The sequence below is a fragment of the Chelativorans sp. YIM 93263 genome, assembly GCF_028767125.1.
GTDB lineage: Bacteria > Pseudomonadota > Alphaproteobacteria > Rhizobiales > Rhizobiaceae > Chelativorans.
This window is the reverse complement of record NZ_JAKCWP010000005.1, coordinates 244,001-270,160: the sequence shown is the minus strand read 5'-3', so window position 1 is coordinate 270,160 and position 26,160 is coordinate 244,001. Positions and strand designations below refer to the sequence as shown.

The following is a 26,160-nucleotide window of genomic DNA, read 5'->3' as shown; positions in this document are numbered from 1 at the left end:
AAAATCAATCTTTTTTTAATACCCAGTCTCCATGATGGTCCTTGTCGGATCAGCTTTTCTCCTCCCAAGCAGATTCGAAATTGGGGCGGCTCAAGAGCCGCCCCTTCTTTTGGCGAGAACGGATCTTCAGCCTGTGATAGCAGTTACGCGCCTATCGTTATTCCAAGAATGACGATTAGCACACGGCAGGGAACTTTCTTGTCGCTTCTCGTGTTCACCGGGGCTGTAATACCATGGGAGTTTCATGGGTTTCCCTTTTCCCGGTCTTGAGGCCTATGTGGCCTTGGCACTGCTGGCCGCGCTGTTTGTGGCCTTCACGCTGGAGCCTTATCCGCCGGAGGTAACCGCAATCGGCGGGGCTGCGGCGTTTATTCTGTTCGGCTTTGTCCCGATCGACCGGGTCATGGGAACTTTCGCCAATCCGGCGCCTGTCACAATTGCAGCGATGTTCGTCCTGTCCGGCGCGCTGGTGCGGACGGGCGTACTGGACGCCATGTCGGAAGCGATTGTTTCGCGCGCGCATGAACGCCCGGTTTTCTCGTTGGCGGTATTCATCGTCGTGTCGGTTGTTGCATCGGCGTTTATGAACAACACGCCGGTCGTTCTGATCATGATCCCAATCGTTATCCGTTTGGCCGCTGCGCTTGAACTGGCGCCTACGCGCCTTCTTATTCCGCTGTCCTATGCTTCTATCCTGGGAGGGACCTGTACGCTTATCGGCACTTCAACCAATCTCCTGGTTGACGGCGTCGCGCGCCGCAACGGCGTGGAGCAGTTTTCGATTTTTGAGATAACACCGGTCGGCATCGTCGCCGTTCTGGTCGGCATCGGCTCGATGCTTATTCTCGGGCGATTTGCTCTGCCGGATCGCGGGACGACCGATGACGATACGACAGCCACCGAGACCGCGTTTTTCTCCGAAGTCACGGTCCGGGCCGAGGGGCGCTTTACAGGTCAACCTATTGGTGAGATTGCCTCGTTTCAGCGTCCAGGCGTGCGTATTATCCGTTTGCGGAGCGACAACGAAATTATTCGCACCGGGATCAACGAGCGAACTTTGAAAAAAGGCGACACGCTGATCATCACGGCCACCACTTCGGAGCTCTTGACGCTGAACGAGCAGGAAGAACTACGCGTCGGGCTGCGGCGGGGGCCGACGAGACAGGACGACTCGGTCATTGTGGAAGCGGTTGTCGCGCCGCACCGGACCAGTGCCGGGCGACGAATTGTCGATTTGACCCTTGGGCGGCGTTTTGGCCTTCGGGTCCTGGGTGCCAACCGCCACCGGCACCTTCCTGGACCCGATCTCGATAATGTTCGCCTTAAACCCGCCGACAAGCTCCTGCTCGAGGGACCGTCGGCAAGTTTCGATGCATTGACCGACGAGGCGGATCTGGTCGCGGTCTCCCGTCCAAGCGGGAGGGCATATCGGCGGCGGAAGGCGCCGATCGCATTGCTTGCCCTTGCCGGGGTCGTCGTTTTTTCCGCATTTGGTATCGCCGAAATCGGGTTGCTGGCCTTGCTTGCAGTCGCAGGCATCTTGCTCCTGCGCTGCATTGATGCCGACGAGGCCTGGGGCTCAATCGACGCTTCTATCCTCGTCCTGATCTTTTCAATGCTGGTCGTGGGCGAGGGACTTCAGCAGGCCGGTAGTCTCCAGCTTATCGTGGACACGATAGCCCCCGCCCTTCAGGAGCTTCCACCCTTTTTGGCTCTGCTGGCGATCTATCTCCTCGCGTCGGTTGTGACAGAGCTCGTGACGAACAACGCAGCGGCCATCCTGCTGACGCCCATCGTCATAAGCCTTGCCAGCCAAATGGGCATGGACCCACGCCCTTTCGTGGTGGCGGTCATGATCGGTGCGAGCGCGAGCTTCGCCACGCCAATAGGCTACCAGACCAACACACTTGTTTATGGCGCGGGCGATTACCGTTTTTCGGACTTTCTGCGTATCGGCATCCCGATGAATATCATTGTCGGCCTTGCCAGCGTGCTGGCGATCCAATTCTTCTTCCCGATGAGATAGGAGGAAGGTCCGACCAGTCATTTGGCCAGGAATTTGCCGATACGATCGATAGCCCGAAGGATGTTTTCCTCCGAATTGGCGTAGGAGACACGGACGTATCCTTCTCCCAGGACGCCGAAATCCGGCCCGCCGATGAGGGCCACCCCGGGTCCCTCCAGAAGGGCCGATGCAAGCTTCTTGGCCTTCCATCCCGTGTTCTTGATGTTCGCAAATGCATAAAAGGCGCCCCGCGGCGTAAGACAGGTCACGCCGTCCAGCCCGTTTAGTCCTTCGACGACGATTTTGCGGCGTGAATCGAAGGCGACCATCATCTTTTCCACGGCGTCTTGCGGTCCGTCGATGGCGGCGATGCCGGCATATTGTGCGGGGGCATTGACACAGGACCAACAGTTGACGGCGAGCTTACGCACCTTATCGTACAGTGCATCCGGCCAGATAGACCAGCCGAGCCGCCAGCCGGTCATGGCCCAGGTCTTGGACCAGCCATTGAGCACGATCAGGCGGTCGCGGATTTCCGTGAAAGTCAGGAGCGAAGTGGCCTCTTCCCCGTCGTAGGTCATCACATCGTAAATCTCGTCCGAAAGGATCGCCACCTGCGGGTGCTTCTCCAGTCCCTTCGCCAGCTTAGCGATTTCCTCACGCGGTGTAACGCCGCCGGTCGGGTTTGCGGGTGAGTTGAGGATGAGCAGACGGGTCTTCGGCGTGATCAGCGCCAGCGTTTCTTCCGCCGAGAAGGCAAAGTCGTTCCCCTCCCGGATCGGCACTGGGACAGGGGTGGCGCCGGTATATTCAATCATCGAGCGGTAGATGGGAAAGCCCGGGTCCGGATAAAGAATTTCCGCTCCTGGCTCGCCAAACATGACGATCGCAGCATACATCGTCGGCTTGCCGCCAGGCAGGATCATCACATTATCGGGCGAGACCTCCACCCCGGTGGTGGTCAGGGTGCGACGGACGACGGCTTCGCGTGCCGGCAGAATGCCGTTGGCCGGTGTGTAGCCATGCTGCCCGTCGCGCAGTGCTTTTACCGCGGCCTCCACGATATGCTCCGGCGTTCGGAAGTCGGGCTGGCCAATGCCCAGATTGATGATGTCGCGGCCTTGGTGGGCGAGTTCGGTGGCCCGCGCGAGAACGGCAAAGGCGTTTTCTTCGCCGATGCGATCGAAAGCGGGGACTGTTTGGAGCATAGCGGGAGTTCCACCTGGTTCTGTTGCGTTGCAGCTACTTTTGTGAAACTTCAAGCGAGAAAGGTCAAATAAGGGGATCCCCGGTGAACGACCTGAAAGATTGGACAGCACGGCCTGCGCCTGCTCGTGAGCCGCTAGAGGGGCGTTATGTATGCCTGGAGCCGCTGAATCCCGCCATACATGGCGATGGGTTGTTCGATGCGTCCAACGTGCCTGATGCCGAGGAGCGTTTCCGCTGGCTTAGCGACCACCCGCCGCAAACGCGGGAGGATTTTCAGACATGGCTGGACAAAGCATCCGTCGGCGACGATCCGATGTTCTTCGTGGTGATCGACCGGGAAACGGGCACCATTGGTGGGCGGCAGGCCTTCATGCGTATCGATCCGCTCAACGGCGGGGCTGAGATCGGCAACATCTACTGGGGACCGAGAGTTGCCCGCACCCGGCTCGCCACGGAAGCGTTCTATCTCTTCGCACGGCATATCTTCGAGGACCTCGGCTACCGCCGTTTCGAGTGGAAGTGCAACGACCGCAACGAACCTTCCAAGAGGGCTGCACTCCGTTTCGGGTTCCGCTTCGAGGGTGTTTTCCGCCAGCATATGGTGGTCAAGGGTGAGAACCGCGACACCGCGTGGTATTCCATTCTCGACGATGAATGGCCCGGCCTCAGGAATGCCATCGAACAATGGCTCGAGCCCACGAACTTCGATGCCGATGGGCGCCAGATACGCCGCCTAGAGGAGATGAGGGCGGATGGTAGCAGTCAGACTTGAAGGAGAGCGCTGGAGGAATTCGGCGAGAACCTCGGTGGTAAGGACCAGGCAATGGAAACGATAATATCCCGCAAGCCTATGGGCCGTGTCGGTGAAGCGATGGAGATTGCCGCGCCGCCGGCTTATCCTGCCGCAGATGAGTCCGTGTTCACGACGGGCATCGCCATTTCCATCGATGGCAGCTGGACTCTATGAACGAAAATCGTGGAGCAATCATTGCGGCGGCGCTTATCCTTGCCGGTTTTGGCATCGTCGGCTTCTTTCTTCCGGCTCTCGTGACCACGATAGGCGAGGTTTCGACCACGGCGGCGATCATGGTCGCTATCCTGTTTGTCGCCGCGTTTTTCCTCGTTTTCTGGCTGCGTGCGCGCAGTCAGCGCCGCAAGCGGGACTGACAAGTTACACCAGCAGACTCGCAGCCAGCAGCACAAGTCCAAGCAGAAGCACTACGAGAGCGCCGCCGATTTCGATCACGGTGTGAATGCGCTTGCTCCACGCGCCGCCACCGGCGATCGCCACCGCCCAGTTCTTTGCAGTAACCGCCAGGATCGCCAGCACCGAAACGGTGATGGCGGTGCCGAACGCCATTGCGAAAACGGAGGCGATTCCGCCGAGCCATAGTGCGTTGAGAAAAGAAAAAGTCAGTACGATCAATGCGCCGGAACAGGGGCGTAGGCCGACCGCCGCAACCGCGGACCACGCGGTCTTCCAGTGAAGCTTGTTGCCGGAAAGCCGCGTCGGGTCGGGCGCGTGGGCGTGGCCGCAAGACGCGCAGACCTCGTCTGGCTCGTGTTCGTGGGCGTGGTGATGATGTTCGTGCGTACAATGGTGCGCTTCTCCGCCAGAATGGGCGGCAGAGAGGCTATGAAGCGGTCGTGTAAAGAACGATTTTATCAGGGGGCGAAGTTTTCGCCACAGGAGCCATGCGCCGAAAAGCGCCACGAGTGCAAAACTGGCGGTTTCCAGGAACCTGCTTGCATCGGTCATGGAAACGGCTGTACCGCGCAAGATGAAGAAGACCGCCCCCATGAGCACGATGGCCGAAACGGCTTGCAGCAATGCCGAGGCGAAGGAAAGCACGACGCCACGCCTGAGCGCCACCTCGTTTGCCAGCATGTATGAGGAAATCACAGCCTTGCCGTGACCGGGGCCAGCAGCATGGAATACTCCATAGGCGAAAGACAGCCCGACGAGCAGCAGCAATCCGGAGCCGTCCTCCCGCATCATTTTCAATGCGTTGGTCAGAGATCGATAGAAAGTCTGCTGTTGCGCGTTGATCCATTGCAGAGTGCCGGCCAGCGGGCCCGCGCCGGGTGACATCGCGGGTTCGGCGGTTCCGATGCCAAGTGAGCTTTGCGCCAATGTCGGGGCGCTGATGGCCGCCACCGCGCCAGCAGCGAGCAGGAACAGAGCTATGGCGCGACCGATCCGCTTCTCCATTTCCATCACCCTTCCAGCCACACAGCCTAGCACTGGATCTCGAGTTTGGTTGCGAAAATCTTACTAAAATCATTACTGCCCGGCTCGTTGAAAAAGGCTTCGGTCAGCGTATCCTGATTTTGCGCGATTGCCTCTTGCGGATCTGGCCGGATGACCTCGCGCGTGCAGTTTTGTGGCAGGTTTTCGACGGCGAGATAGCTGTCCTCCACGAAATCGATTGCCGTGTAGAAGGTCGGGTCATAGACGCCGAAACGTATTCTGCCGTCCAGGGGGAGGGGCTCTTCCGGATGCGCTTCAAACAGGACAATTAGCTGGCTGTCGGAAAAGTCGGCGATGAGCTGTTCCGGCGGGTGCATCTTCACATCTTTGCCGTCAGTCGTAACAATCTGGAAATAGTCGAACTCGGCGAGCGATTCGTAAATGACGTCGGCGACTTGCTGAAGTTCTTCGCGATCGAGTTCCAGGTCCTGATTCTGATCGAACTCCACCAGGACCGTGCTGGAAAAGAGGTCGTCGAAACGCCAGACATGGCGCAGCGCCTCTACCCTCCGGTCTTTAACTGCAACGTCGAGCCGCGCTTCTGCAAAAACATGCGGGTGTGCAAACGCGGGGGCGGAGACGGCTTGGCAGCCGATTATGCCGGCGGCGAACAAACCCCTAGTCAACCAAGACTGCATCCGCAGCTTCCTTCACTTCAGAAAGTGCGGTTTCTCTAACATGAACCCGGCGAAAATGGGACCGCGTCATGAATGGGAAGCTTGGTACTGCTTCGTCCACTGGCTCAGAAAATCCACCAGTGCACGCACTTTGGCGGGCAGGTAGCGGCGGTGAGAGTAAACGACGAAAATCCCCGCGCCGTCCATGATGTAATCGTCAAGAAGCGTAACAAGCCGCCCTGCTTCGATCTCCGGCTTGGCGATAAAGTCGGGCTGGAAAGCAAAGCCAAGCCCGGCGAGGGCAGCCTCACGGACTGCGAGCGGACTGTTCACCTCGATGGGGCCGGCAACCGGGATGGTGATCGTTGAGCCGTCTGTATCCTTGAATATCCAGTTATGACGATTGCGGCCGTTGGTGTCGATTATGCACGGCAAATGCTGCAGTTCGCTCGGATGTTGAGGTCGGCCATATCTTTCGATGAGCGCAGGCGAGGCGCAAAGCGGGAGACGGAAAGGCCCAAGCCGCCGTGCGATAAGTGTCGAATCGCCCAGTTTTGTAATACGGATCGCAAGGTCGAAGCCTTCCTCAACGAGATCAACGAAGCGGTCGTCGAGATGAATGTCGAGGACGATATCTGGGTACATCTCAGCAAAGGCCACCAGAGAGCGGCCAATCGGCGCATCGGCGAAGGTTCGTGGCGCCGAAAGCTTGATGCGTCCGCGAATGTCGCCGGCCGAATCGCGCACGGTTTCGGATAGAGTATCGATATCGCGGACGATTTCCGTTGCCCGGCGGTAGTAGATGTAACCGGTTTCGGTGAGCGAAAATTTCCGTGTCGTCCGGTTGAGCAAGAGTGCGCCCAACTCGTCTTCGAGTTCCCGCACATATTTCGACAGGAGCGCTTTCGAGCGCCCGAGCCTGCGGGCGGCTGCGGAAAAGCCTTCGGCTTCGACCACACTGATAAACGCGCGCATGCGGGTGAGGGTATCCATGATCTACGTACCCGAAAGGATCTTTGAAGCAAGGTGGATGAGCTGACGGTCGCTGCCCGCTGGTCCGAGCAGCGAAATACCGAAGGGCGCGCCGTGCACCTCGCCAAGCGGAATGCTGATCTGGGGCCAGCCGAGCAATCCGGCGATGGAGTTCATCGTCAGCGATAGATCGCGGTAACTTTGAAGCTCTGCTTGAGTGGACATCTTCAAGGGCGCGGCCGAGGGCTGGCTCGGCGTGACCATGATGGTTTTCGGGTCGAACAGCGCGGCAAATTCCTCTTGGAAGCGCTGGCGGCGGCTGCGCGCTTCTTCGACTGTTTCGTTGGTGAGGCTGCGCGCATAGTCTAAACGCTCCTTCACACCTGGGCCGAGGTTTCGTTCTTTGCTTGAGAGGAAAGCGCGGTGCGTTTGCCAGGCTTCATAGGCCTGTATTTGCTTGAATGCGTCGAAGAGCTCCTCGGGCGCACCAGGCAGGGCGAGAAAGCCCATTATGCCGTCGAAATGCGCGCCGACCTTTTCCAGCATATCCCCGTAGGCTGCGCGCTCTGCCTCGCCGAACAGATACCCCTCAAGTTCGCTAATGCGCACCGGACGCGAGAGTTCGTCTCCGTGCGTATCCGCGCCGAGCAGCAATTCGGCGACCTTGTCGTAGACGAGCGGGTCGCGTGCGAACCATCCTAGCGTATCGAACGAAGGTGCAAGCGGCATGGCGCCTTCCATGGAAATGCGCCCAAAAGTCGTGCGCAGGCCTAGCAGACCACAGAAGGAGGCCGGTGCGCGGATCGAGCCGTTCGTGTCCGAGCCGATACCGATGTCGGCCAGTCCGCCCGCCACAGCCGCGGCCGAACCGGACGAGGAACCGCCGGTAACGCGTTCGCGCGCCCGGGGATTTACCGGGGCCGGAAAGTGGGCATTCATTCCGATGATCGAGAATGTCAGCTCTTCCGTCTGCGTTTTCCCGAGAAAGGAAGCGCCTGCATCAAGCAGAACCTGGATGGCTGGCGCGGTGGTCTCGGCTATGCCGCTTTCCGCTTCTTTTTGCGGGTTACCGCCGCCGGTCGGATATCCGGCAATGTCGTACATGTCCTTGACCGCGAGGCGCAGGCCGGCCAAGGCACCGTTCGGTGCAGAAGGTACCGAAGATTCAGGATAGTCGAGAAAAGCGTTCAGCGGGCCGCGCGTCGTGGTCATTGTCGTTTCCATCTATTCGTCGTCGCACAGACAATCGGTGCCGGGACAAATTTTTTCAAGCAAGCTCGGATTTAATCATTGATCGCAGTCAGAGACCGGATTATATCCGCGCTGCCCAAAGTCGCACGTGCCTGTGGGCGTCCGCCGGCCCTCGAAAAGGCGAGGAAGCCGGTATGGTACCTGGATCTAGCCGCTCCAGTCGATCTTACGACCTTTCGCAAGATCGAGGACGCCTTGAAGCAACGACGGTGCGGGCCTTTCTGGTGTCTGCCGGTTGTCCAAAAACCGGGGTTACTGAAGAGGCACACCTTCATTGCCGGCAGTGCGGAACGGGTTCTCCCAATCCAAAGCTGAGGCAGACAAAGAAGAGCGTTCGCCCTGTCGGCGGTTGCTCATTGTCATGTGTCAGGCGCATGGCGGATCCGGTGCGTTCCACACTCCGGTTTCTGCTCCTGCCCGGACGCAATCTTTGTCCACCGCGGGCGATAGTCCGCTGAGCTTGAGCAACAGATAAGCGGTCTCGACTGCTGATGGGAGAAAGAATCCATGGCCACGCAGCGTATGCTTGATTTTCTCGCAACACGACGCCCCGAAAGCCCGTGCCTCGTCGTCGACCTCGATGTCGTCCAGGAAAACTATCACGCCTTCGAAAAGGCACTGCCGGATTCAAAGATATTCTACGCGGTGAAGGCCAATCCCGCGCCGGAGATTCTGCGCCTCCTGGCTTCGCTCGGCTCGTGTTTCGATACGGCTTCCATCGCGGAGATCGAGATGGCGCTCAACGCGGGGGCCACCCCGGAGCGTATCTCCTACGGCAACACGATCAAGAAAGAGCGGGATATTGAACGCGCCTACGCGCTCGGCATCCGCCTTTACGCCGTCGATTGCATGGAGGAAGTGGAAAAGGTCGCACGCGCGGCGCCCGAGGCGCGCGTCTTCTGCCGCGTATTGACCGATGGTCGTGGCGCGGAGTGGCCGTTGTCGCGCAAGTTCGGCTGTGTACCGGCAATGGCGGTGGAGGTATTGCGACGAGCGAAGGCGCTGGGACTGGACCCATATGGCGTGTCCTTCCATGTAGGCTCGCAGCAGATGGAATTAGCCGCCTGGGACAGTGCGCTTGCCGACGCGCAAGCTGTGTTCGCGGCGCTAGCGGCCGAGGGCATCCTACTGAAGATGGTCAATATGGGCGGCGGCTTTCCGACGCGCTATTTGCGAGATGTGCCGGCTGCGCAGGCTTATGGTCAGGCCATTTTCACTGCGCTCAGGAAGCATTTCGGCAATCGCCTGCCCGAGACGATTATCGAGCCCGGGCGCGGTATGGTCGGCAACGCCGGGGTAATCAAATCCGAGATCGTGCTGATTTCCAGGAAGTCGGATGATGACGAACTGCGGTGGGTTTATCTGGATATTGGCAAGTTCGGTGGATTAGCGGAGACGATGGACGAAGCGATCCGTTATCCAATCGCCACCGGGCATGACGGCGGTGAGACCGCGCCCTGTGTGCTTGCAGGGCCGACCTGCGATTCAGCCGACGTTCTTTACGAGAAAGCACCTTATCCGTTGCCACTCGCACTCACGATCGGCGACGAGGTCCTGATCGAGGGGACCGGTGCCTACACAACGACCTACGCGTCAGTCGCATTTAATGGGTTCGAGCCGCTAAAAGCTTATGTGATCTGAAGGTCGAGGGGTCACCCGGCAGTGCCAAGGCGTCGGCGGATGGCGTTGTCCCGGATATCCTCCTTCGAAAGGTAGTCGACCTGTTCGATCAGGACGTCGTGGACGAGTTCGTCCCCGACGCGCTCATTCAAGCTGAGGCGAACGCCTTCGCGGAGCGCGTCGAGGTCCACTTCGTCGTGCTTTGAAAAATCGACTTGCGGGTTTCCGTAGAGATAGCTGTAGAGTTGATCGATGATAAGGGTCTCGAGGGGAAGTGACAGCGCGTTGCGCTTTTCCGGTTCGACCGTGTAGACGAGGCGGGCGAGGAAATAGCCGTCCACGCCACCGCCTTTGACCACCGGAACGGAAACAACGTCCGTCCGTACGTAATCCAGTCCGCCAAAGAACCCCGGCATGGGATCCGCGCTATTCTCGGCCTGTGACATCTGAAACGAGAAGAACACGGCGCCGACTGTGGCAACGCTGATCCAGAGTGCAGCCAGGACGAATTTGACCATCCTGTTTATCCCTGCCCGAATTCCTGAGCGGAGTAGGTGCCGTCCGCTTGTGCCTGCTCGATGGCATCCTGGAGCAATGTTGCGACTTCGCCGACCGCGCTCAGATGCGCCTCGATAGTCGACTCATTGGCCGCGAGCGTCTCGCGCAGCTGAAGTATCGCTGCACGATGGTCGGCCCCGAGATCGTCAGGCTTCACCCCTTTGAAAGCGCGACCCAACTCATAAAGATGGCGGCTCTTGCGCATGTTGGCGTTGGCGACATCGAATGCAGGATCTGAGCGGATGCCGTCCGTCTCGGCCTGGATCGCGCTTTCAATGCGTGCGAGCAGGGCGAGCAGATTGTCCGTTCGCGGCCCTTCCGGCGCGGTTTCCTTTATCGCGGAGCTGTCCTTGGCAACGGACATCGGTTCAGACATGAGTGCGTTCCACTTCAGTGAACAGGATTATTTGTTCTTCGTTTTGGATTCCAAGGCGTTGGAGGCGAGTTTCTCCGCAGTGCGGCGTTCAATCTCCTGGATCATCGCCGTTGAAAGCGAGGCTTGTGTGGCTGCTTCCTTGTGTTCGGGGCCGGAGGATATACCGGCGATCGGCACCTTCTCTTCGCCCTCAATGTAGTGACCACCCAAGACCCGTTGGGCTATGGCGATACCGCCGCGCTCAGCCATGGCCTTGCCGACCTGCTCGGCCAGCATACCGCGCCACATATCACCGGAAAGCCCATCGCCGTAAACGGCGCCCATTTCCTTCGGCAGCATGGAGTCGAGAAAGCTCTGCAGGACCATTGCTTCAAACTGCACGAAGACTTCAGAGGGCTTTGCGGTGGTGGGCAAGTCCGCGCGCATATTTGCGCGCCCCGCCGTGGGCATCGGCACATCGAATGTCGCATTGCCGGCTTTGGCTTTGAGCTTTGCGTGCGCGCGCGCAACCTCTTGCGGATCGGCAGCGCGCAACACGTCCATTACAATGTCGCCAGGAGGTGAGATCGCCACGAGACATCCCGTACAGTTTTTTCTGTGACTCCTCTATGACAGAGGAAACTTGTGGCAGCCTTGCCTTCAGTCGTCAGGTTTCAGCCGCTGCTGAAGAACTTCAAGGATTCCCCGTTCCTCCGCCACACGCTCCTCTTCATTGCGGGCCTTCCTGTATGCGCGTTCTGCGATAGTTGCCCGGGCATCGGCCATCGTTGTTTTCTCGGCTTCACGGGAGGCACCGGCAAGGCTTTGCTCCCTGCGCGCGAGGGCACGGCCGATCTGTTTGTTATAGAGTTCGGGAAAGAGCGCGGAGAGACTGTCGGGCGTATCAAAGCTTTTTGCAAGCTCCGCTGCTTCCTGTTCGGCTGCCGCGGCTTCCTTTCGGTGTATCGCCTGGCGCGTTTCATGCAGTGCCTTGAGCCGGTGTTGCAGCTTGGCGAGCCGCGCGAGGCGTTCGTTCTTGCTGGCGGCCATGGTTGTCATCGTCCGATCGTGGTTGGCAGGAACCCGTCCGCAAAGAGGGTTAGAAAATTACCGATGCCGAGGTAAAGCAGTAGCAACCCTCCTGCGATGACGAAGGGTAGCGAGATGAAGTAGATCGGGATCTGCGGCGACAGCTTGTTGACGAAGCCTATGGCCATATTCACCAGTATGGCATACGCCACGAAGGGACTGCCGAGGCGAATCATTACGAGAAAGGCTTCCGAGAGTGTATCGGACAGATCGATAAGCGCCGATTGTGGGTCGAACAGCGCCTCGATAGGTGCAAGGCTATATGAAGCGACCAGCGCCTCGATTATAGCGTGGTGGAAGTTTAGCGTGAATAGCAGCATCAAAGCCGAGAAGGTGAGGAGGGTCGATAGCGCAGGTTGGGGCTGATCCTCCTCAACCGCGACGCCGCCATCGGCCATGCCGAACCCCATCATCATCGCCATGCTGGTACCGATAAACTGGAGGGCCAGAACATAGAAGCGGGCTATCAGGCCGATCAGGGCACCGATCAAAAGCTCTGATCCGATGAGGACAAGTAGCGCGTCGGGCCGACGTGATGCGAACGGTGCGATGGTTTCCCACAGATGGGACAGGAGGGCGAGTGACACGGCTACCGCGATAAAAAGCCGGATCTGCGTCGGTACGCGCGCGCTGCCGAAACCGGGCATCAGCATGAAGCAGGTGCCGATGCGACAAAAGGTAAGAAACGCGGCGAGGACGGCGGTTTCCAGCATTGCCTACCGCCTTTGCACGCTCAAGCGATAGCGCGTGACAACTGGGATGAGGCTCGCCATCGCTTAAGAGATCGAGCCCAGAACACGCAGTTCCACTCCCTTGGCGATTTCCACATGGCTGAGGACGGGCAGAGTGGGGAACAGGCGCTCGACAATCATGCGCACATAGGGTCGCGCTTCGGGCGCGGTGACGAGCGCAAAACGTTCACCAGCGTCCAGATGCGTGCGGATGGCCTTGTTCGCTTCCTGACCGAATTCTTCAAGCTGGCGCGGATCGATGTCGAACTCGCGTACCTCGCCCTTTGCATCGCGCTTGAGGCTCTGGTGAAAGGCGAGATCCCAGCGATTGCCGAGGCGCAACACCTTCAGAACACCGCGTTCGCTCAGGTCGCCACAGATCTGCTGTGCCATGCGGATGCGCACGTGCTCGACGATCTGCTCAGTGCGACGGATATGCGGCGCGATTTCGGCAATGGCTTCGATGATGAGATGCAGGTTGCGGATTGAGACGCGCTCGGCAAGCAGCAATTTGAGCACGGCCTGGAGGCCGGGATATGTGATGTGGGAGGAGCAGATTTCGTCCGCGAGCTTGCGGTATTCGGGATCCAGCCGCTCAATCAGGGCCTTCATGTCCTTGTAGGACAGGAGTTGGGGCAGGTTGTTGCGGATGACTTCGCTCAGATGTGTGAGCAGAACCGATAGATTGTCTGCAAAGGGGAGCTGGGCGTTTTTCAGATCCTCAGTGAACATTTCCGGGACAGAGTAGGCACGCATGCCGAAGGCTGGCTCCTTCACCTCTTCGCCCGGAAGGTCCGGTAGCGGCTTGCTGCCCAGAAGCACCATCACTTCGCCCACACGGAGCTGATACTCGGCAACGACGGTACCGTGAATTTTGATCTGGTAGGATTTCGGCGGAACGGAGAAGTCGTCGGCAAGCCGCACTTCCGGCACGACGAAACCATACTGGGCGGCGAACTTCTTACGCATCTTGTTCATGCGGAAAGCCAACTCCTGATGGGACGCGAGCAGCCGCGTGGAAAGTTGTTTTCCGATCAGGAGCTCGATCTCGGCAGTTTTCAGTGAGGCTTTAACCGAATTGTGCTCTTCTTCTTCCACGCTCTGCTGCTGTTGCTTTGCCGACTCAGCGGCTTCGGCGGCGCGCTGGCGCTCCCGCTTCGGCAGAACGTAGCCGAGGCCCGCCATCGTGCCCGCGAGAACGAGGAATGGCAGGGCGGGCAGACCGGGCATCAATGCCATGACGAGCAATAGCGCCCCCGCCACGAAAAGCGCGCGGGGATAGGCGCTGAGCTGACCAAAGACCGCCTGGTCGGCAGAACCGCGCGTGCCGCCCTTGGAGACCAGCAGACCGGCGGCGAGAGAGACGATCAACGCCGGGATTTGCGTGACGAGCCCATCGCCGACAGAGAGTTTGGTGAAGATGTCCGAGGCTTGGTTCAAATCCATGCCGTGGCGCCAATAGCCTATGGCGATGCCGCCTACGATGTTGATAGCTGTAATCAGGAGGCCAGCGATCGCATCGCCGCGGACGAATTTCGAGGCGCCGTCCATGGCGCCGAAGAAGGAGCTTTCCTCTTCCAACTCGCGGCGGCGGTGCTGAGCCTCCTTTTCGTCGATCATTCCGGCGGACAGATCAGCGTCGATGGACATCTGTTTGCCGGGGATAGCATCGAGCGTAAAGCGGGCGCCGACCTCGGCTATGCGGGTGGATCCCTTGGTGATGACCAGGAAATTCACCACGATGAGTATCAGGAACACGATCAATCCGATGACGAAATCGCCGCTCATCACCAGGTTGGAGAAGCCTCCAATCACGTAACCCGCGGCGTCCGTGCCCTGCTGACCGTTAGACAAGATCATGCGCGTCGTCGCTATGTTGAGCGATAGGCGCAGCATCGTGGCGATCAGCAGGATGGTCGGAAAGGAGGAAAAGTCGAGCGGGCGCTGGATCCATAGCGCCACCATCAGAATGAGCACGGAGAAGGCGATCGAAAAGGTCAGGCCGATGTCGATGAGGAATGCCGGAATCGGCAGGAACAGCACCGCAAGGATGGTGAGAATGCCGACGGCAAAGCCGACATCGCGTCCATGCCCCTGTGGGCGGGTGTCGATTGCGCTTTCACTCAGTGCCATACGCGCCTCTCATGCCTCCGTAGAGACAGGATAGGCAGCGAAACTTGTGCGAGGACGGAGCCTCCCGATGGCCGTGATTATGCGGCCAGCGCCTCCTGCGGTGGCTCCTTGGCGCCGGTCATGAAGGCCACCGCGTCCGACATCGTATAATCTTTCGGATCAATCACACACAGGCGCCTTCCGAGCCGGTGGATATGAATGCGGTCGGCTACCTCGAAAACGTGCGGCATGTTGTGCGAAATGAGTACGATGGGCAGGCCGCGCGCGCGCACATCCTGGATGAGATCTAGCACGCGGCGCGATTCCTTAACGCCAAGAGCGGCCGTCGGCTCGTCCATGATCACCAGTTTGGAGCCGAAAGAAACAGCGCGTGCCACGGCCACACCCTGACGCTGGCCGCCTGAAAGCGTCTCCACGGCTTGATTGATGTTCTGGATGGTCAGAAGGCCGAGTTCAGCGAGCTTCTGGCGTGCCTGACGCTCCATCTCAGCATGATCGAGCATCTTCAAGAGCTTGCCGAGCACGCCGGCTTTCCGGATTTCGCGGCCCATGAACATGTTGTCGGTGATCGACAGTGCCGGTGACAGCGCCAGCGTCTGGTAGACTGTCTCGATGCCGGCCTGGCGGGCGGACAGCGGCGAGGTGAAGGTGGTCGGCTCACCATTTAACGTAATCTCGCCGCTGTCGATCTGGATGGCGCCGGAAAGGGCCTTGATCAGCGACGATTTGCCGGCGCCGTTGTCGCCGATTACGGCCAGAACTTCGCCGGGATAGAGGTCGAAATCGGCCCTGTCGAGGGCCACGACGTGGCCGTAGCGCTTGACGATTCCACGTGCCTTGAGAACCGGTTCCGTCATGCCGACACCTTTCTGATCCACTGGTCGATGGCGACCGCCAGGATGATGAGCCAGCCCGTGGCGAAAAGCTGCCACAGCACTTCTACGCCGGCCAATCTCAAGCCCGAATTGAACACGCCCACGATCAGCGCTCCGAGCATGGGCCCGAGGATCGAGCCGCGTCCGCCAAAAAGCGAGATGCCGCCGATGACCACCGCGGTGATGGATTGCAAATTGGCCTCGAAGAAGGAGGTGGGCGAGACCGAGCCGACGCGGCCGATGGACGACCATGCCGCGAGCGCCACGATAAAGCCTGCCACCATGTAAACCGAGATGAGCATTCGATCTGTGCGGATGCCGGCGAGTTCCGCCGCTTCCTTATCGTCGCCGACAGCGTAAATGCGTCGGCCCCAGGCGGTGTGCTGCAGTACGTACCAAAGGACGAAAAAGATTGCGATCATCAAGACCACGCCCCAAGTTAGCACCGCGCCGCCGATCTCGAAACGTTCGCCGAAGAGCTTCAGGAGCGGCGCTTCCGCGTCCAACGTCTGCGAGCGGATCGTCTCACGGCCCGAAAAATAGTAGTTGAGCGCCAGGAACACGTTCCACGTGCCCAGCGTGGTGATGAAGGGCGGCAGGCGCACGATGGTTACGAGTAGACCGTTGACGGCCCCCGTCACGAGCCCGCAAAGCATGCCCGCCATGATGGCGATTGGCACGGGCAGGCCGAAATCGATCGATAGCCGGCCCATGATAACCGAGATCATCACCATGACGGCGGCCACCGAAAGATCAATGCCGGCGGTGAGAATGACGAGGCTCTGCGCCGCCGCCAGCGTACCGACGATCGCCACCTGCTGCATGATCAGGGACAGGTTGAAGGCGGAAAAGAAATTGGGTGAGATCAGCCCGAAGATCATCGTCGACAGCACAAGCACGATGAGTGGCACCATCGTCGGGTTGGCGTGCAGGAATCGCTGTACGGCCACCACGGGGCCGCGCGTGGCATGCTCGAACTGCGCGAACTGCTCGCTCGCGCTCTCGTCCTTGCTCATGTCGGTCATGTCTGTCTCTTCGGCATCATCGGGGGCGGCCCATGTGGACCGCCCCGTCAAGTCAACGAGGTGACGCCGGGATCAACCCCAGCAGCGGTCGAGCCCCTCCTCAACGGAGATGGACGGGATTTCTTCGACAGGATCGTCGGTGACGAGGTTGACACCCGTGTTGAAGAAATCAAGTCCCTCGCTCGGCTCCGGCACAGTCCCATCCTCGGCGTACTGGGCAATCGCTTCGATGCCCATCGATGCCATCAGAAGTGGATATTGCTGTGCGGTGGCTCCGATGATGCCCTCGGCAACGTTTTCAACGCCGGGGCAGCCGCCGTCGATTGAGACGAGGAGCACGTCGCTGGCTTTCCCAAACGAGTTAAGCGCCTCGTAGGCACCGGCCGCCGAAGGTTCATTGATAGTGTAAACGACGTTCAGGTTCGGCTCGACCTGGAGCAGGTTCTCCATCGCCCTGCGGCCGCCTTCCTCATTGCCCTGGGTTGCTTCGTGGCCGACGATGCGCGGATCGTCCTCGTCACCCCATTGATTGGGGTTGGCCGTGTCGATCCCGAAACCCGTCATGAAGCCCTGGTCGCGCAGGACGCCGACCGAGGGCTGGCTCTCGTTGAGGTCAAGAAAGGCGATGCGCGCATTCTCGGCCTCGTCGCCGAGCTTCGCCTTCGCCCAGGCGCCGATCAGCCGGCCTGCCTCGAAGTTGTCGGTCGCGAAGGTCGCGTCGGCAGCGTCGATGGGCTGCAACGGCGTGTCGAGAGCGATCACCAGGATGCCCTGTTCGCGCGCGGTATTAACTAGCGGCACGATGGCCTTCGTGTCGGAGGCAGTGATGAGAATGCCATCGACGCCCGCGGCGATGCAGCTCTCCATTGCCTGCTGCTGGGTTTCATGATCGCCGTCTACACGGCCGGCATAGGTGGAAAGCTCGACTCCGAGTTCTTCCGCCTTCTGCGTCGCGCCTTCCTTCATCTTGACGAAGAACGGATTGATGTCTGTCTTCGTAATCAGGCAAGCGGAAACATCCTCCTGAGCGGCAGCCGGTTGTGCCAAGCCGAGAAAGCTTGCGCCGGCAAGCGCAAGTGCGGTGGTTTTCAGTAGCGTGTGTTTGGTCACATTTTCCTCCCAGAATCTCATCGTACGCGATGCCGCAGCTTCGTGCCGATCTCTCGTGATCTTGCACGCTCTCAACAGGAAACAGAACGTCACAGCCACTGTCAATATATAAATCAGATTTACTTATTTATTGACTCGGGTGCGGCGGCGCAGCATTGTGCGCGCACCTCGGTCAGAAGCGAAAAGAGGGCCACCTCATGGAAAGCGTGGCGACAGGCAGCGAAGGTGTGCGGGCGCTGCAGCGAAGTCTGGGCACCAACCAGAGCGGTATGCGCGACTTTAACGAGCGCCTGGTGCTTTCCCTGCTGCGCCGGCATGGCAGCCTTGCCAAGACCGAGATTGCGCGCATGACGGGACTTTCCGCTCAGACGGTTTCAGTCATCGTGCGAGCGCTGGAAGCCGAAGAACTCCTGGTGCGCGGGGCGCCGCAACGCGGGAAGGTTGGCCAGCCCTCCATCCCGATGGGCCTGAACCCCGATGGAGCCTATTTCCTCGGCCTGAAAATCGGTCGGCGTAGTTCCGATCTCGCTCTGATCGACTTTTGCGGCACGATCCGCCATATGCACCGGCGTTCCTACACGTATCCCACGCCTGAAAAGACCATCGAAGCCGTGGAAGCGGATATCGAATCGATCGCGGCGCAGGCCGATGAGCGGACCTGGAACCGGGTGGCCGGTCTGGGGATCGCGATCCCTTTCGGCCTCTGGAACTGGGCCGACGCGGCGGGAGCACCACCCGGCGCGATGGACGGCTGGCGTGAGGCGGATATACGCGCTTCGCTTGCTGAACGCTTTCCCTTTCCGGTCTATCTGCAGAACGATGCCACTGCCGCTTGCGGCGCCGAACTGGTATTCGGTGCTTCCGCGCCGGAGGGTGACTTCATCTACTTCTACATCGGCGCTTTTGTGGGCGGAGGCATCGCGCTCGGCGGACATCTGTTCAGTGGGCGCACAGGGAATGCCGGCTCGCTGGGATCCATGCCTGTGCCGGGAAAGAAGGGGGGCACACAGCAACTCATCGATGTTGCCTCCATAACCGTGTTCGAGAAGGCGTTATTGGCGCGCGGAAAGGATACCGGGCATCTTTGGACCTCACCGGACGATTGGGGCGCGCCGGATGCAGGTCTGGAGGAATGGATGGAAAGCGCCGCAAACGGTCTGGCGCATACCATTCTTGCCGCGTCGGCACTCATTGATTTCCAGGCGACCATCATTGACGGGTGGCTGCCCCTTTCCGTTCGTGCGGGTATTGTTGAACGGGCCAGGCATGCATTGGGTCAGCTCGATTCCGAAGGCCTCACGCTGCCCGAAGTGCGCGAGGGTACCGTCGGTCGGGATGCCCGCGCGCTCGGAGGCGCGAGCCTGCCACTCGCTGACCGCTTCCTTGTGGGTGCGCAGTCACCTTTTTGAGTAAAGCATGGAGATAGAGATGATTGTGTGCTGCGGTGAGGCGCTGATAGATATGCTGCCGCGGAAAACGGAGAGCGGCGAAAAGGTCTTTGCCCCTTATGTCGGCGGATCGGTGTTTAACAGTGCGCTGGCGCTTGGCCGGCTAGGTGTGCCGGTCTCATTCTTTTCCGGTCTTTCGGATGATTTGTTCGGCGTTCGATTGCAGGAAGCCCTGCGCGAAAGTCACGTCGATTTTTCCTATGCCAGGATCACCAACCGCCCTACGACGCTTGCCTTTGTGAGCCTGGATGAGGGGCAGGCAAGCTACTTTTTTTATGATGAGAACACCGCCGGGCGTACGCTCGCCAATGCAGATCTACCAGATCTCGGAAATGACGTGGCGGCACTTCTCTTCGGAGGGATCAGCCTGGCTACGGAACCGTCTGGAAGCGCCTATGAGGCGCTGATGGCGCGCGAGCACGCTGCACGGGTCACAATGTTTGATCCGAACATCCGGCCGGCGTTCATCAAGGATGCTGAGGCACACAGAGCGCGTATGCAGCGTATGGCTGCGATGGCTGATATCGTGAAAATTTCAGAAGAGGACCTGGATTGGCTCGGCATCGGCGCCTCTTATTCCGAAGCTGCCGCCGATATCCTCGCATCGGGTGCGAAACTGATCATTGTTACCAGCGGAGCAAGGGGCGCATCGGCTTACTGGGCCGGCGGCACGGTATCGGTGAAAGCCGAGAGGGTGGACGTAGTGGACACCGTCGGTGCGGGGGATGCCTTCAATGCCGGTATGCTGACAGCCATGCGTCAGGCTGGTGTACTGACCAAACAGGGCATGGCTCAACTGAATGAAGAGATTGTTCGCGAGGCATTGGCCTTCGCTGGCCACGTGGCTGCTTTGACGGTCTCGCGCGCCGGCGCGAATCCGCCTTGGCGGGGGGAGCTACTAACGTTCTAGAAGCCGTCCTGAATGCGCTGGAAAATGACATTGGAAAAGGAAGATATCTGTGCGCCGACAAAGGGGCCAGAAATCGCCACCGCCAGAAGGATGGCGACGATTTTCGGCACGAATGTCAGAGTGATTTCCTGCACTTGTGTGAGAGCCTGAACAAGGGCGATACCTATACCCACCACCATGCCGACGATCACCGCCGGGCTGGAGGCGATCAGTACCGTCCAGATTGCATATTGAACAATATCGAGTGCGTCGGCCTCGTTCATGCTTCGCTGACCGTTACTCCCGGGCCGACGATCACCTGCTCTCCGTTCTGCAGAATGGCCACGACGCCGTCGCTGTAGAGGCGCACCTCAGCAACAATACCGGAGGTTGAGCCATCCGGTGACGTGATCTGGCGTCCGATAAGACCGCCGGCCTGCGAAAGAGACGAGGCCTGAAGGATCTCGTCCAGTTTCTTGTTGGTCTGCACCGACTGTTCGACTTGTGAGAACGCGGCGAGCTGGGCAACGTAGTCGGTCGATTCCATCGGGCTCGTCGGATCCTGGTTTTTCATCTCCGCGACCAGCAGTTTGAGAAAGGATTCATAGTCCACCGCTTGGGGTGAGCCGGCGGTCGACTTATTCTGCGTGGATTGCGTTACGGCCGACACGTCCATGGCTATTCTCCTACGGCTTTGGCAAGCGGCATTTCTACGTGGTCTTCCGATACGCCGAGGATTTCATCCTCCAGCGGATAAAGCGCTCGAACTTCCTTCATCGCTTCATAGACTTGACCGCTGGACACCAGCTCGTCGGCGTCCTTGAGGCCGGTCCGCAGACGCTCGTTCTTGAAGATGCCGAGCATCTTGGCGACCGAGTTACGGAACATGGCGCCCGCCCTTTCGGCTCCATCCGGGTTCATCAACATGATTTGTGCGATGAAATAGAGCTGGCGGAGTGGCGTTGTCGCGTCTTCGGGCTGGAGCACGTGATGCTGCAGCAGGAACTGCACGTCATTCAGAAACTCGAGCGAAACCTTGCGGTCGGCCTTTATCACGGCCCCATTGACGTAGATCTTTTCGTTCGCCTTCAATGAGATTTTCAACGTGTTCTTCATCGAATTCCGTCGCGAATAATCTGCGAGACCTCAATCAGGCCATCGAAATTCCCGGACCGCCCCTGGCGTACTTCCTCGCCTTCACGCAGAAGCCACAGACCGATGGAAATCAGGTTGGCGCGCAATTCCTTCGGCAGTTCGTTTTCCGGGCTGCCGAGGTCTTCCACAAAGGTCGTCCAGACCCGGTTCATGAAAAGAATGGCATCGACCGATTCCTGAGATTTCGCACCGGCGTCCCGCGCGGCGGTTAGAAGCTCGATGGAATGGGTGAGCAATTGCCGTTCGCGATCTTTTGCGTCGGCAACGGAGTCGGTTTGGATCTCGCTATAGGAAAACTCATACATGAATGCCCCGATTGCTCCGTGACGATTAGAGGTAGCGTAAAAGGCTGAGTTGCTGGATTCGGGCGGTCAGCGCATAGGATGCCTCGATCTGCGTCAAAAGCTCGGTGACTTTGGTCGATGCCTCCAAGACGTCGACGCCTTCCAGGTCTTTCACCAACGACGTGGAGAGATCCATCTGGGCGGAAAGCCGTTCATTGGTGTCCATGATGCGCTTTTCGACAACACCGATTCGCGACTCGATCGAGGCCACGTCCGCAATCGCTTCACCCACGAGTTGCAGGCTCTGCTCGTAAACGTATTCTCGTGTCTGGTCATCCAACGGCCCGTCGAGCAGGCGGGTCAATGCGGTCGAGGCCATGGCGAGCTTGCGCATGGCGTCGTCGTTTGCGGTTGTCGAGGTTTCGGCCGTTTCGTTAGGTGAAATGCGGCTGCTGATTCCGCTCTGCGAGGAGTTGGACCAGTTCGCCTCCCAATCAGCGCCCATGAACGAGGGCTCCAGCACCGTGGCGAAGTAGTCCTCCATGTCGGCAACTGTGATATTGGCCGCGTTGGCATTGTCCGGCGCAAAGCCGAAGTGACCGGCGAAGTCGTTCTCAAACGCCACACGGTTCGGCGCTGCGGGATCAGTGAAGTCGTTCAGCGGCTTCACGTCGGTATTGATCCCGGCGAAGAGATATTCGCCGTTCAAATTGCTGTTGAGCACACTCGTCATGGATTCCAGGGCCGTTCGGGCACTGGTCTGGACGACTTCACTCCCATCCGCATTAGACGTCGCGGCCGTCACGGCGGACAGCAGATCCTGCCCGATATCGCTTAGTTGCTGCAGAGCATTCTGCGTGGTGCTGAGGCGGTTGCCGGCCAATTGGTTCGAGTCGATCAACCCTTTCAGGCGCTCGACCTCCCGCGTCATCGAGAACGTGGTGCCCGCCCGCGCACCCAGAGCTTCGCCCGGATCGGCCACGCGCCCGGTGGTCATTTCCTTCTGACCTTGAACGAGTTCGGCCTGCATGCGCATCATCTGGTACCGCATGCTTTGAGAGAGTGCGCTGGTCGCAACAAAGGAGGTTTTCATTAGCGTGTTGCCTCCATCAATGTGCCGAGCATTTCATCGACGGCACGCATCAGCCGTGCGGATGCTTCATAGGAGCGTTCGAGTTCCAGCAGCAGAGCCATCTCCTCGTCGACGTTGACGCCGGTTTCGTTCCCAAGTGCCATTGCACTGTGGGCTGATAAGGCCTCTTTGGCCTGGGCCCCGCTGCTTGCATCCTGACGAAGGCCTTCGAGCCAGGAAATCGTTTCTGCGGAGAAGGATGTAAGGCTCTGATCCGTGCTGAGACCCGCTTCCGCAGCGAACTGCATCGGATTGTTGAGGCTTTCCAAACGGGTATTCAGGAGTTCGGAATAAGAGGCGGCGCCTGTTGTATTATGATTGTAATCTGCGCCATTAGCGCCGCCATCGCGCAGTAGTTGAGGGTTATCGATGTAGGCGTCATTGATCACGATCTCGCCAGCCAGACCATTGATCAGCGTGCCGTCCGCCGGCAGGCCGGGTTCGCCAGACCAGGTGAACAGGCCTGTGGCATTCGGCTGGGTGCCGCTGGGGTCGGTTTCGGCAAAGGTCGAGATCAGACCGCGTGCGATTTCGTCCAGATGGCTCTGCATCCGAACCGTCGTTTCATCGCGCAGTTGGAGATTTGCGGCCAGGCTGCCGGAGGCGTTGGTATTTCCGCCGCTGCCGGGTGTAATCGGAACTCCATCTATGTGGAGTGCATTGCCTGTCATGCCCGCCTGGTAGGTGTTCTCGGGCGTGAAAGTGACAGCGCGGGGCACAGTCTCGAAGAGCGTGATACCGCCGGCTGTCGTCAGCATCATATCGTTGCCAGAACGGACAGTGTTGTTAACGGGCACGTATTCGGAGATTTTCTTCAAGAGCGCGTCACGCCGATCCAGCGCGTCGGAGACATCGCGTCCGACGCGGGTGCCCGTAACGATCTCGTTGTTGGCTTTCTCAAAATCTGCCAGATGCCGATTGAGTTCTTCGACCGACGTGGCGATCTCCCGGTCGATATCGGCCCGCATCGACTGGACCGCCTTGTTCCCGTTATTGAGCGATCGGACCAGGTTGCGCGCTGCTTCCACCGCATTCTCGCCCAGTGACCGATTGGACGGCGTACCGGCGTAGGTCTGCAGTTCCTCTTGGAACTCGCTGAGGAGGGAGCCTGGTGCGCTGGCGTTGTCGACGCCGTTCACCTGCGTGCGGAGGCTGTTGAGCCCCTGCGATATGGTTGCCTGCGCCCGCCAGTCGGAAATGGCTGTCAGATTCTGGCGAAAGAGCGCGTGGTCGGTCGCACGGCGGATTTCCACGATCTGGGCGCCGGGTGCGGTGCTGGAGAGCACTGCGGATCGCCGGGTGTAGTCGGGATTGGACGCTTCAGAGATGTTCCGCGAAACAACGCTCGTCTGGCGCGAGGAATTGAACAGGGCCGTTTGGGCAATATTCAACGCGGACGTAAGTGACATCTCTATTCTTCCGATACCTGGTTAGGGCGCCGATCAGGTGGCGTCTATCTCTTCAGATTGACCAGCAATTCCATAAGCTCCGAACCTGTCTGGAACGACTTGGAGTTGGCCGTGTAGGTACGCTGGGACTCGATCATGGTGGTGAGTTCCTCTGCGATATCGACGTTGGAGCCTTCCAGAGCACCGGAGATGACTTTCCCGTTGCCGCCTTCTTCGGCAAAGCCGATGCGGACATCACCGGAATCAATGCTTTCCGCGAAGATATTGCCCGACAGCACCCGAAGCTGATCCGGGCTCGGTACACTGGCAAGCGGGACCCGATAAAGCTGGCGAAGTGAACCGTTTTCGTACTGCGCGGAAACGATGCCGTCTTCGCTGATATGAATCGAGTCGATGGTGCTTGGCTCGCTTCCGTTGATTTCACCTTCCTGGGTCGTGAACTCGTCCCCCATCTGGCTCATTGAGAAATCAATATCGATTGACTGATTATCCGGGAGCGTGACTGTGTAGGTAGCCTGGTCTGTAAGTTGATCTGTGCCCGGGTCGAACGTGAACGATACAGGTGCCTGACCACCCACCGAAACGTCCCATTGATTGTCGGCAGTCTTGGTAAACTCGACATCCAGCAGCTGCCGATTGCCGAGCTTGTCGACATAGGATAACGATTTGGAACGGGTGTCGCCGACAGCTGTATTGGCTGGTAGGTTTCCGGCGAAGCTGCCCGCGGTGGACGGAACCGTTTCCATTCCCAACTCATTGATCGTCACCGGCTCGAGCCCGGCATAGCCGTTGGCGACAGGCGTAGGTTGGCCGTTCGCATAGCTGTAACCCATCAGCTGGTATCCGGCCGAGTTGACCAAGTTTCCTTCGCTGTTGAGGACGAAGGCTCCCGCGCGGGTGAGGTAAGGCTGACCACCCGCATCCTGAACCACGAAAAAACCATCTCCTTGGATGGCCAGGTCGCTCTTGGATGTGGTGTAGTTGAGGAGGCCTTGATCGGAAATCGCGTAGCGTACCGACGTCGTGACGCCGCCCGAATTGTAGGAGCCGGAATTGCTGCCGACGACCATCGAGGAGAATTCCGTACTGGCACGTTTGTAACCGGTCGTTCCGGAATTGGCGATGTTATCGGAGACCGTCGACAAACGGTTCGCTTGGGCGTTCATTCCGGAAACACCGGTTTTCATCATGCCATAAAGGCTCATCGGAATTCTCCTCGTTTGCGCGCCGTCTTATCGCAAGGGTAGTCTCCGGGACTTGCGCGAAACTGATCTGCCGCTGCCGCAGCGGAGTTCACCACCACTTGGAATCAAGTGGTAAGCCGGTAACCGAGATAGCGCTTGGAATCGATCGGGTCGAAGCCGAGCCGGGTACGCAGTTTCTTGCGCAGCTTGCTGATGTGGCTCTCGACGACGTTCTCTTCGACTTCCTCGTCGAAGATTCCGTAGATTGCATTGAAGATCTGCGTCTTTGTCACCCGGCGCGAGGCATTGTTTGCGAGATACTCGAGTATACGTCGTTCGCGGCGGGGCAAGGGCAGGGGCTCGCCGTCAATTTCCGGATCGCGCCCGTCAGCATAGATGCGCAACGGCCCGATCTCGGTGTATGTCGGTTCCTGTTGCTGAGCACGGCGGCTGATGGCGGTGATGCGCGCCAGGATTTCACGTACGTGAACGGGTTTGCGTACGACATCGTCGACGCCCGATTCAAAAAGGCGGAGCGTATCCTCCAGGGAGTTTTGCTCACTCAGTGCGATGACCGGTGCGTTGGAGCGATCGCGGATGCGCCGGGCTGGCGCGTCTGGAGATTGACATTTGCCGAGCAGGAAAGCGCTGACGGCGTTCAGATCGTCGTCCGCAGCCGTTTCGACCCACTCACCGAACTCGCCGGGATCGAAGCTTGCTGTCGCAATCCCTTCTCGGCCGAAAAGAGAATTGTATCCCTCAGTTACGAGCTCACGCTCGTCTACTACAACAATCATCGGTGCCCCCCGAATCAGTTCATGTTCAAGGGGTAGCCGGTCGGGCGAATCACGGACAACC

At 59.2% G+C, this 26,160-nt stretch carries 29 protein-coding genes; 7 read left to right on the top strand and 22 right to left on the bottom strand.

The genetic code is table 11. The features are described from left to right. The first annotated feature begins 244 nt into the window (after positions 1–244). Complete coding sequence (locus LY631_RS12770) at positions 245–2,026, top strand: SLC13 family permease (RefSeq protein WP_274425803.1); 1,782 nt, start codon at positions 245–247, stop codon at positions 2,024–2,026. A 17-nt stretch (positions 2,027–2,043) separates the two neighbouring features. Here the strand turns inward: LY631_RS12770 and LY631_RS12765 are convergent, their stop codons facing one another. Continuing rightward, complete coding sequence (locus LY631_RS12765; RefSeq protein ID WP_274425802.1) at positions 2,044–3,213, bottom strand: pyridoxal phosphate-dependent aminotransferase; 1,170 nt, start codon at positions 3,211–3,213, stop codon at positions 2,044–2,046. Between the two features lie 83 nt (positions 3,214–3,296). Here LY631_RS12765 and LY631_RS12760 point away from each other — a divergent pair, with 83 nt between their 5' ends. From LY631_RS12760 to LY631_RS12750, 3 genes are read left to right on the top strand one after another with little or no spacing between them, the layout of a single operon-like run. Then, entirely contained in the window at positions 3,297–3,986 is a 690-nt protein-coding gene (locus tag LY631_RS12760) for a GNAT family N-acetyltransferase (protein WP_274425801.1), read from the top strand. A 51-nt stretch (positions 3,987–4,037) separates the two neighbouring features. Beyond that, positions 4,038–4,181 carry a hypothetical protein gene (locus tag LY631_RS12755; protein ID WP_445082877.1) on the top strand — a complete coding sequence of 48 codons (144 nt, stop codon included), beginning with the start codon at positions 4,038–4,040 and terminating at the stop codon, positions 4,179–4,181. After that, the gene (locus tag LY631_RS12750) at positions 4,178–4,381 is read left to right on the top strand and encodes a hypothetical protein (protein WP_274425800.1); all 204 of its coding nucleotides are present in this window, start codon (positions 4,178–4,180) and stop codon (positions 4,379–4,381) included. Before LY631_RS12755 ends, LY631_RS12750 begins: the two co-directional genes overlap by 4 nt. Positions 4,382–4,385: 4 nt before the next feature. Here the strand turns inward: LY631_RS12750 and LY631_RS12745 are convergent, their stop codons facing one another. From LY631_RS12745 to LY631_RS12730, 4 genes are all read right to left on the bottom strand, one after another. Continuing rightward, positions 4,386–5,426: a nickel/cobalt transporter gene (locus LY631_RS12745; protein ID WP_274425897.1), complete on the bottom strand. Its 1,041-nt coding sequence runs from the start codon at positions 5,424–5,426 to the stop codon at positions 4,386–4,388. 26 nt (positions 5,427–5,452) lie between these two features. Continuing rightward, a complete protein-coding gene (locus LY631_RS12740) occupies positions 5,453–6,103 on the bottom strand; it encodes a DUF1007 family protein (protein ID WP_274425799.1) in 651 nt (216 codons plus the stop codon). A gap of 66 nt (positions 6,104–6,169) precedes the next feature. After that, positions 6,170–7,075, bottom strand: coding sequence for a LysR family transcriptional regulator (locus LY631_RS12735; protein ID WP_274425798.1), 906 nt, complete (start codon positions 7,073–7,075; stop codon positions 6,170–6,172). A gap of 3 nt (positions 7,076–7,078) precedes the next feature. Further along, complete coding sequence (locus LY631_RS12730; protein WP_274425797.1) at positions 7,079–8,266, bottom strand: amidase; 1,188 nt, start codon at positions 8,264–8,266, stop codon at positions 7,079–7,081. Between the two features lie 546 nt (positions 8,267–8,812). On the opposite strand from LY631_RS12730, the gene LY631_RS12725 reads away from it, so the two are divergent. Further along, positions 8,813–9,946, top strand: a complete 1,134-nt coding sequence (locus tag LY631_RS12725) for a type III PLP-dependent enzyme (RefSeq protein WP_274425796.1) — start codon at positions 8,813–8,815, stop codon at positions 9,944–9,946. 11 nt (positions 9,947–9,957) lie between these two features. On the opposite strand, the gene LY631_RS12720 is transcribed toward LY631_RS12725, so the two are convergent. The 9 genes from LY631_RS12720 to LY631_RS12680 all read right to left on the bottom strand — a co-directional run bounded on the left by LY631_RS12720 (position 9,958) and on the right by LY631_RS12680 (position 17,801). After that, positions 9,958–10,443 (bottom strand): hypothetical protein, encoded by a 486-nt coding sequence (locus LY631_RS12720; RefSeq protein ID WP_274425795.1) that lies wholly within the window; start codon positions 10,441–10,443, stop codon positions 9,958–9,960. Positions 10,444–10,448: 5 nt separating this feature from the next. Next, the gene (locus tag LY631_RS12715; protein WP_274425794.1) at positions 10,449–10,859 is read right to left on the bottom strand and encodes a hypothetical protein; all 411 of its coding nucleotides are present in this window, start codon (positions 10,857–10,859) and stop codon (positions 10,449–10,451) included. A gap of 27 nt (positions 10,860–10,886) precedes the next feature. Beyond that, the gene (locus LY631_RS12710) at positions 10,887–11,432 is read right to left on the bottom strand and encodes a rod-binding protein (protein WP_274425793.1); all 546 of its coding nucleotides are present in this window, start codon (positions 11,430–11,432) and stop codon (positions 10,887–10,889) included. A gap of 66 nt (positions 11,433–11,498) precedes the next feature. After that, the gene (locus tag LY631_RS12705; RefSeq protein ID WP_274425792.1) at positions 11,499–11,888 is read right to left on the bottom strand and encodes a hypothetical protein; all 390 of its coding nucleotides are present in this window, start codon (positions 11,886–11,888) and stop codon (positions 11,499–11,501) included. 5 nt (positions 11,889–11,893) lie between these two features. Beyond that, entirely contained in the window at positions 11,894–12,640 is a 747-nt protein-coding gene (gene fliR / locus LY631_RS12700; protein WP_274425791.1) for a flagellar biosynthetic protein FliR, read from the bottom strand. A 63-nt stretch (positions 12,641–12,703) separates the two neighbouring features. Further along, positions 12,704–14,791 (bottom strand): flagellar biosynthesis protein FlhA, encoded by a 2,088-nt coding sequence (gene flhA / locus LY631_RS12695; RefSeq protein WP_274425790.1) that lies wholly within the window; start codon positions 14,789–14,791, stop codon positions 12,704–12,706. Positions 14,792–14,868: 77 nt separating this feature from the next. Then, positions 14,869–15,648, bottom strand: a complete 780-nt coding sequence (locus LY631_RS12690) for an ATP-binding cassette domain-containing protein (RefSeq protein WP_274425789.1) — start codon at positions 15,646–15,648, stop codon at positions 14,869–14,871. After that, positions 15,645–16,691, bottom strand: coding sequence for an ABC transporter permease (locus LY631_RS12685; protein ID WP_274425788.1), 1,047 nt, complete (start codon positions 16,689–16,691; stop codon positions 15,645–15,647). Before LY631_RS12685 ends, LY631_RS12690 begins: the two co-directional genes overlap by 4 nt. A gap of 72 nt (positions 16,692–16,763) precedes the next feature. Further along, positions 16,764–17,801, bottom strand: coding sequence for a sugar ABC transporter substrate-binding protein (locus LY631_RS12680; RefSeq protein WP_274425787.1), 1,038 nt, complete (start codon positions 17,799–17,801; stop codon positions 16,764–16,766). 197 nt (positions 17,802–17,998) lie between these two features. Here LY631_RS12680 and LY631_RS12675 point away from each other — a divergent pair, with 197 nt between their 5' ends. Together LY631_RS12675 and LY631_RS12670 are read left to right on the top strand one after the other, a co-directional pair. Continuing rightward, a complete protein-coding gene (locus LY631_RS12675) occupies positions 17,999–19,210 on the top strand; it encodes an ROK family transcriptional regulator (protein ID WP_274425786.1) in 1,212 nt (403 codons plus the stop codon). 19 nt (positions 19,211–19,229) lie between these two features. Beyond that, the gene (locus LY631_RS12670; protein ID WP_274425785.1) at positions 19,230–20,159 is read left to right on the top strand and encodes a carbohydrate kinase family protein; all 930 of its coding nucleotides are present in this window, start codon (positions 19,230–19,232) and stop codon (positions 20,157–20,159) included. On the opposite strand, the gene fliQ is transcribed toward LY631_RS12670, so the two are convergent. The 8 genes from fliQ to LY631_RS12630 form a co-directional block, all read right to left on the bottom strand. Next, positions 20,156–20,422: a flagellar biosynthesis protein FliQ gene (fliQ, locus tag LY631_RS12665; RefSeq protein ID WP_274425784.1), complete on the bottom strand. Its 267-nt coding sequence runs from the start codon at positions 20,420–20,422 to the stop codon at positions 20,156–20,158. The genes LY631_RS12670 and fliQ overlap by 4 nt on opposite strands. Next, on the bottom strand, positions 20,419–20,814 hold the full coding sequence (gene flgD, locus LY631_RS12660) for a flagellar hook assembly protein FlgD (RefSeq protein WP_274425783.1): 396 nt from the start codon (positions 20,812–20,814) through the stop codon (positions 20,419–20,421). Before flgD ends, fliQ begins: the two co-directional genes overlap by 4 nt. 2 nt (positions 20,815–20,816) lie before the next feature. Next, the gene (gene flbT / locus LY631_RS12655) at positions 20,817–21,254 is read right to left on the bottom strand and encodes a flagellar biosynthesis repressor FlbT (protein WP_274425781.1); all 438 of its coding nucleotides are present in this window, start codon (positions 21,252–21,254) and stop codon (positions 20,817–20,819) included. Next, positions 21,251–21,598: a flagellar biosynthesis regulator FlaF gene (gene flaF / locus LY631_RS12650; protein WP_274425780.1), complete on the bottom strand. Its 348-nt coding sequence runs from the start codon at positions 21,596–21,598 to the stop codon at positions 21,251–21,253. The genes flbT and flaF overlap by 4 nt, the downstream gene beginning before the upstream one ends. A gap of 25 nt (positions 21,599–21,623) precedes the next feature. After that, positions 21,624–22,670, bottom strand: coding sequence for a flagellar hook-associated family protein (locus LY631_RS12645; protein WP_274425779.1), 1,047 nt, complete (start codon positions 22,668–22,670; stop codon positions 21,624–21,626). Then, positions 22,670–24,118 (bottom strand): flagellar hook-associated protein FlgK, encoded by a 1,449-nt coding sequence (flgK, locus tag LY631_RS12640; RefSeq protein ID WP_274425778.1) that lies wholly within the window; start codon positions 24,116–24,118, stop codon positions 22,670–22,672. Before flgK ends, LY631_RS12645 begins: the two co-directional genes overlap by 1 nt. 44 nt (positions 24,119–24,162) lie before the next feature. Next, a complete protein-coding gene (locus tag LY631_RS12635; RefSeq protein WP_274425776.1) occupies positions 24,163–25,323 on the bottom strand; it encodes a flagellar hook protein FlgE in 1,161 nt (386 codons plus the stop codon). Positions 25,324–25,427: 104 nt separating this feature from the next. Continuing rightward, positions 25,428–26,099 carry a response regulator transcription factor gene (locus LY631_RS12630; RefSeq protein WP_274425895.1) on the bottom strand — a complete coding sequence of 224 codons (672 nt, stop codon included), beginning with the start codon at positions 26,097–26,099 and terminating at the stop codon, positions 25,428–25,430. Positions 26,100–26,160 lie beyond the last annotated feature (61 nt).

Coding starts and splice junctions, on each gene's coding strand:
- LY631_RS12765 (WP_274425802.1), bottom strand. CDS start 3,213: ATGCTCCAAACAGTCCCCGCTTTCGATCGCATCGGCGAAGAAAACGCC.
- LY631_RS12725 (WP_274425796.1), top strand. CDS start 8,813: ATGGCCACGCAGCGTATGCTTGATTTTCTCGCAACACGACGCCCCGAA.
- LY631_RS12740 (WP_274425799.1), bottom strand. CDS start 6,103: ATGCAGTCTTGGTTGACTAGGGGTTTGTTCGCCGCCGGCATAATCGGC.
- fliR (WP_274425791.1), bottom strand. CDS start 12,640: ATGCTGGAAACCGCCGTCCTCGCCGCGTTTCTTACCTTTTGTCGCATC.
- LY631_RS12685 (WP_274425788.1), bottom strand. CDS start 16,691: ATGACCGACATGAGCAAGGACGAGAGCGCGAGCGAGCAGTTCGCGCAG.
- flgD (WP_274425783.1), bottom strand. CDS start 20,814: ATGGACGTGTCGGCCGTAACGCAATCCACGCAGAATAAGTCGACCGCC.
- LY631_RS12630 (WP_274425895.1), bottom strand. CDS start 26,099: ATGATTGTTGTAGTAGACGAGCGTGAGCTCGTAACTGAGGGATACAAT.
- flgK (WP_274425778.1), bottom strand. CDS start 24,118: ATGTCACTTACGTCCGCGTTGAATATTGCCCAAACGGCCCTGTTCAAT.
- LY631_RS12750 (WP_274425800.1), top strand. CDS start 4,178: ATGAACGAAAATCGTGGAGCAATCATTGCGGCGGCGCTTATCCTTGCC.
- LY631_RS12745 (WP_274425897.1), bottom strand. CDS start 5,426: ATGGAGAAGCGGATCGGTCGCGCCATAGCTCTGTTCCTGCTCGCTGCT.
- flbT (WP_274425781.1), bottom strand. CDS start 21,254: ATGAAGAACACGTTGAAAATCTCATTGAAGGCGAACGAAAAGATCTAC.
- LY631_RS12720 (WP_274425795.1), bottom strand. CDS start 10,443: ATGGTCAAATTCGTCCTGGCTGCACTCTGGATCAGCGTTGCCACAGTC.
- LY631_RS12730 (WP_274425797.1), bottom strand. CDS start 8,266: ATGACCACGACGCGCGGCCCGCTGAACGCTTTTCTCGACTATCCTGAA.
- LY631_RS12645 (WP_274425779.1), bottom strand. CDS start 22,670: ATGAAAACCTCCTTTGTTGCGACCAGCGCACTCTCTCAAAGCATGCGG.
- LY631_RS12705 (WP_274425792.1), bottom strand. CDS start 11,888: ATGGCCGCCAGCAAGAACGAACGCCTCGCGCGGCTCGCCAAGCTGCAA.
- flaF (WP_274425780.1), bottom strand. CDS start 21,598: ATGTATGAGTTTTCCTATAGCGAGATCCAAACCGACTCCGTTGCCGAC.
- LY631_RS12715 (WP_274425794.1), bottom strand. CDS start 10,859: ATGTCTGAACCGATGTCCGTTGCCAAGGACAGCTCCGCGATAAAGGAA.
- LY631_RS12690 (WP_274425789.1), bottom strand. CDS start 15,648: ATGACGGAACCGGTTCTCAAGGCACGTGGAATCGTCAAGCGCTACGGC.
- LY631_RS12675 (WP_274425786.1), top strand. CDS start 17,999: ATGGAAAGCGTGGCGACAGGCAGCGAAGGTGTGCGGGCGCTGCAGCGA.
- LY631_RS12670 (WP_274425785.1), top strand. CDS start 19,230: ATGATTGTGTGCTGCGGTGAGGCGCTGATAGATATGCTGCCGCGGAAA.
- LY631_RS12770 (WP_274425803.1), top strand. CDS start 245: ATGGGTTTCCCTTTTCCCGGTCTTGAGGCCTATGTGGCCTTGGCACTG.
- flhA (WP_274425790.1), bottom strand. CDS start 14,791: ATGGCACTGAGTGAAAGCGCAATCGACACCCGCCCACAGGGGCATGGA.
- LY631_RS12735 (WP_274425798.1), bottom strand. CDS start 7,075: ATGGATACCCTCACCCGCATGCGCGCGTTTATCAGTGTGGTCGAAGCC.
- LY631_RS12635 (WP_274425776.1), bottom strand. CDS start 25,323: ATGAGCCTTTATGGCATGATGAAAACCGGTGTTTCCGGAATGAACGCC.
- fliQ (WP_274425784.1), bottom strand. CDS start 20,422: ATGAACGAGGCCGACGCACTCGATATTGTTCAATATGCAATCTGGACG.
- LY631_RS12755 (WP_445082877.1), top strand. CDS start 4,038: ATGGAAACGATAATATCCCGCAAGCCTATGGGCCGTGTCGGTGAAGCG.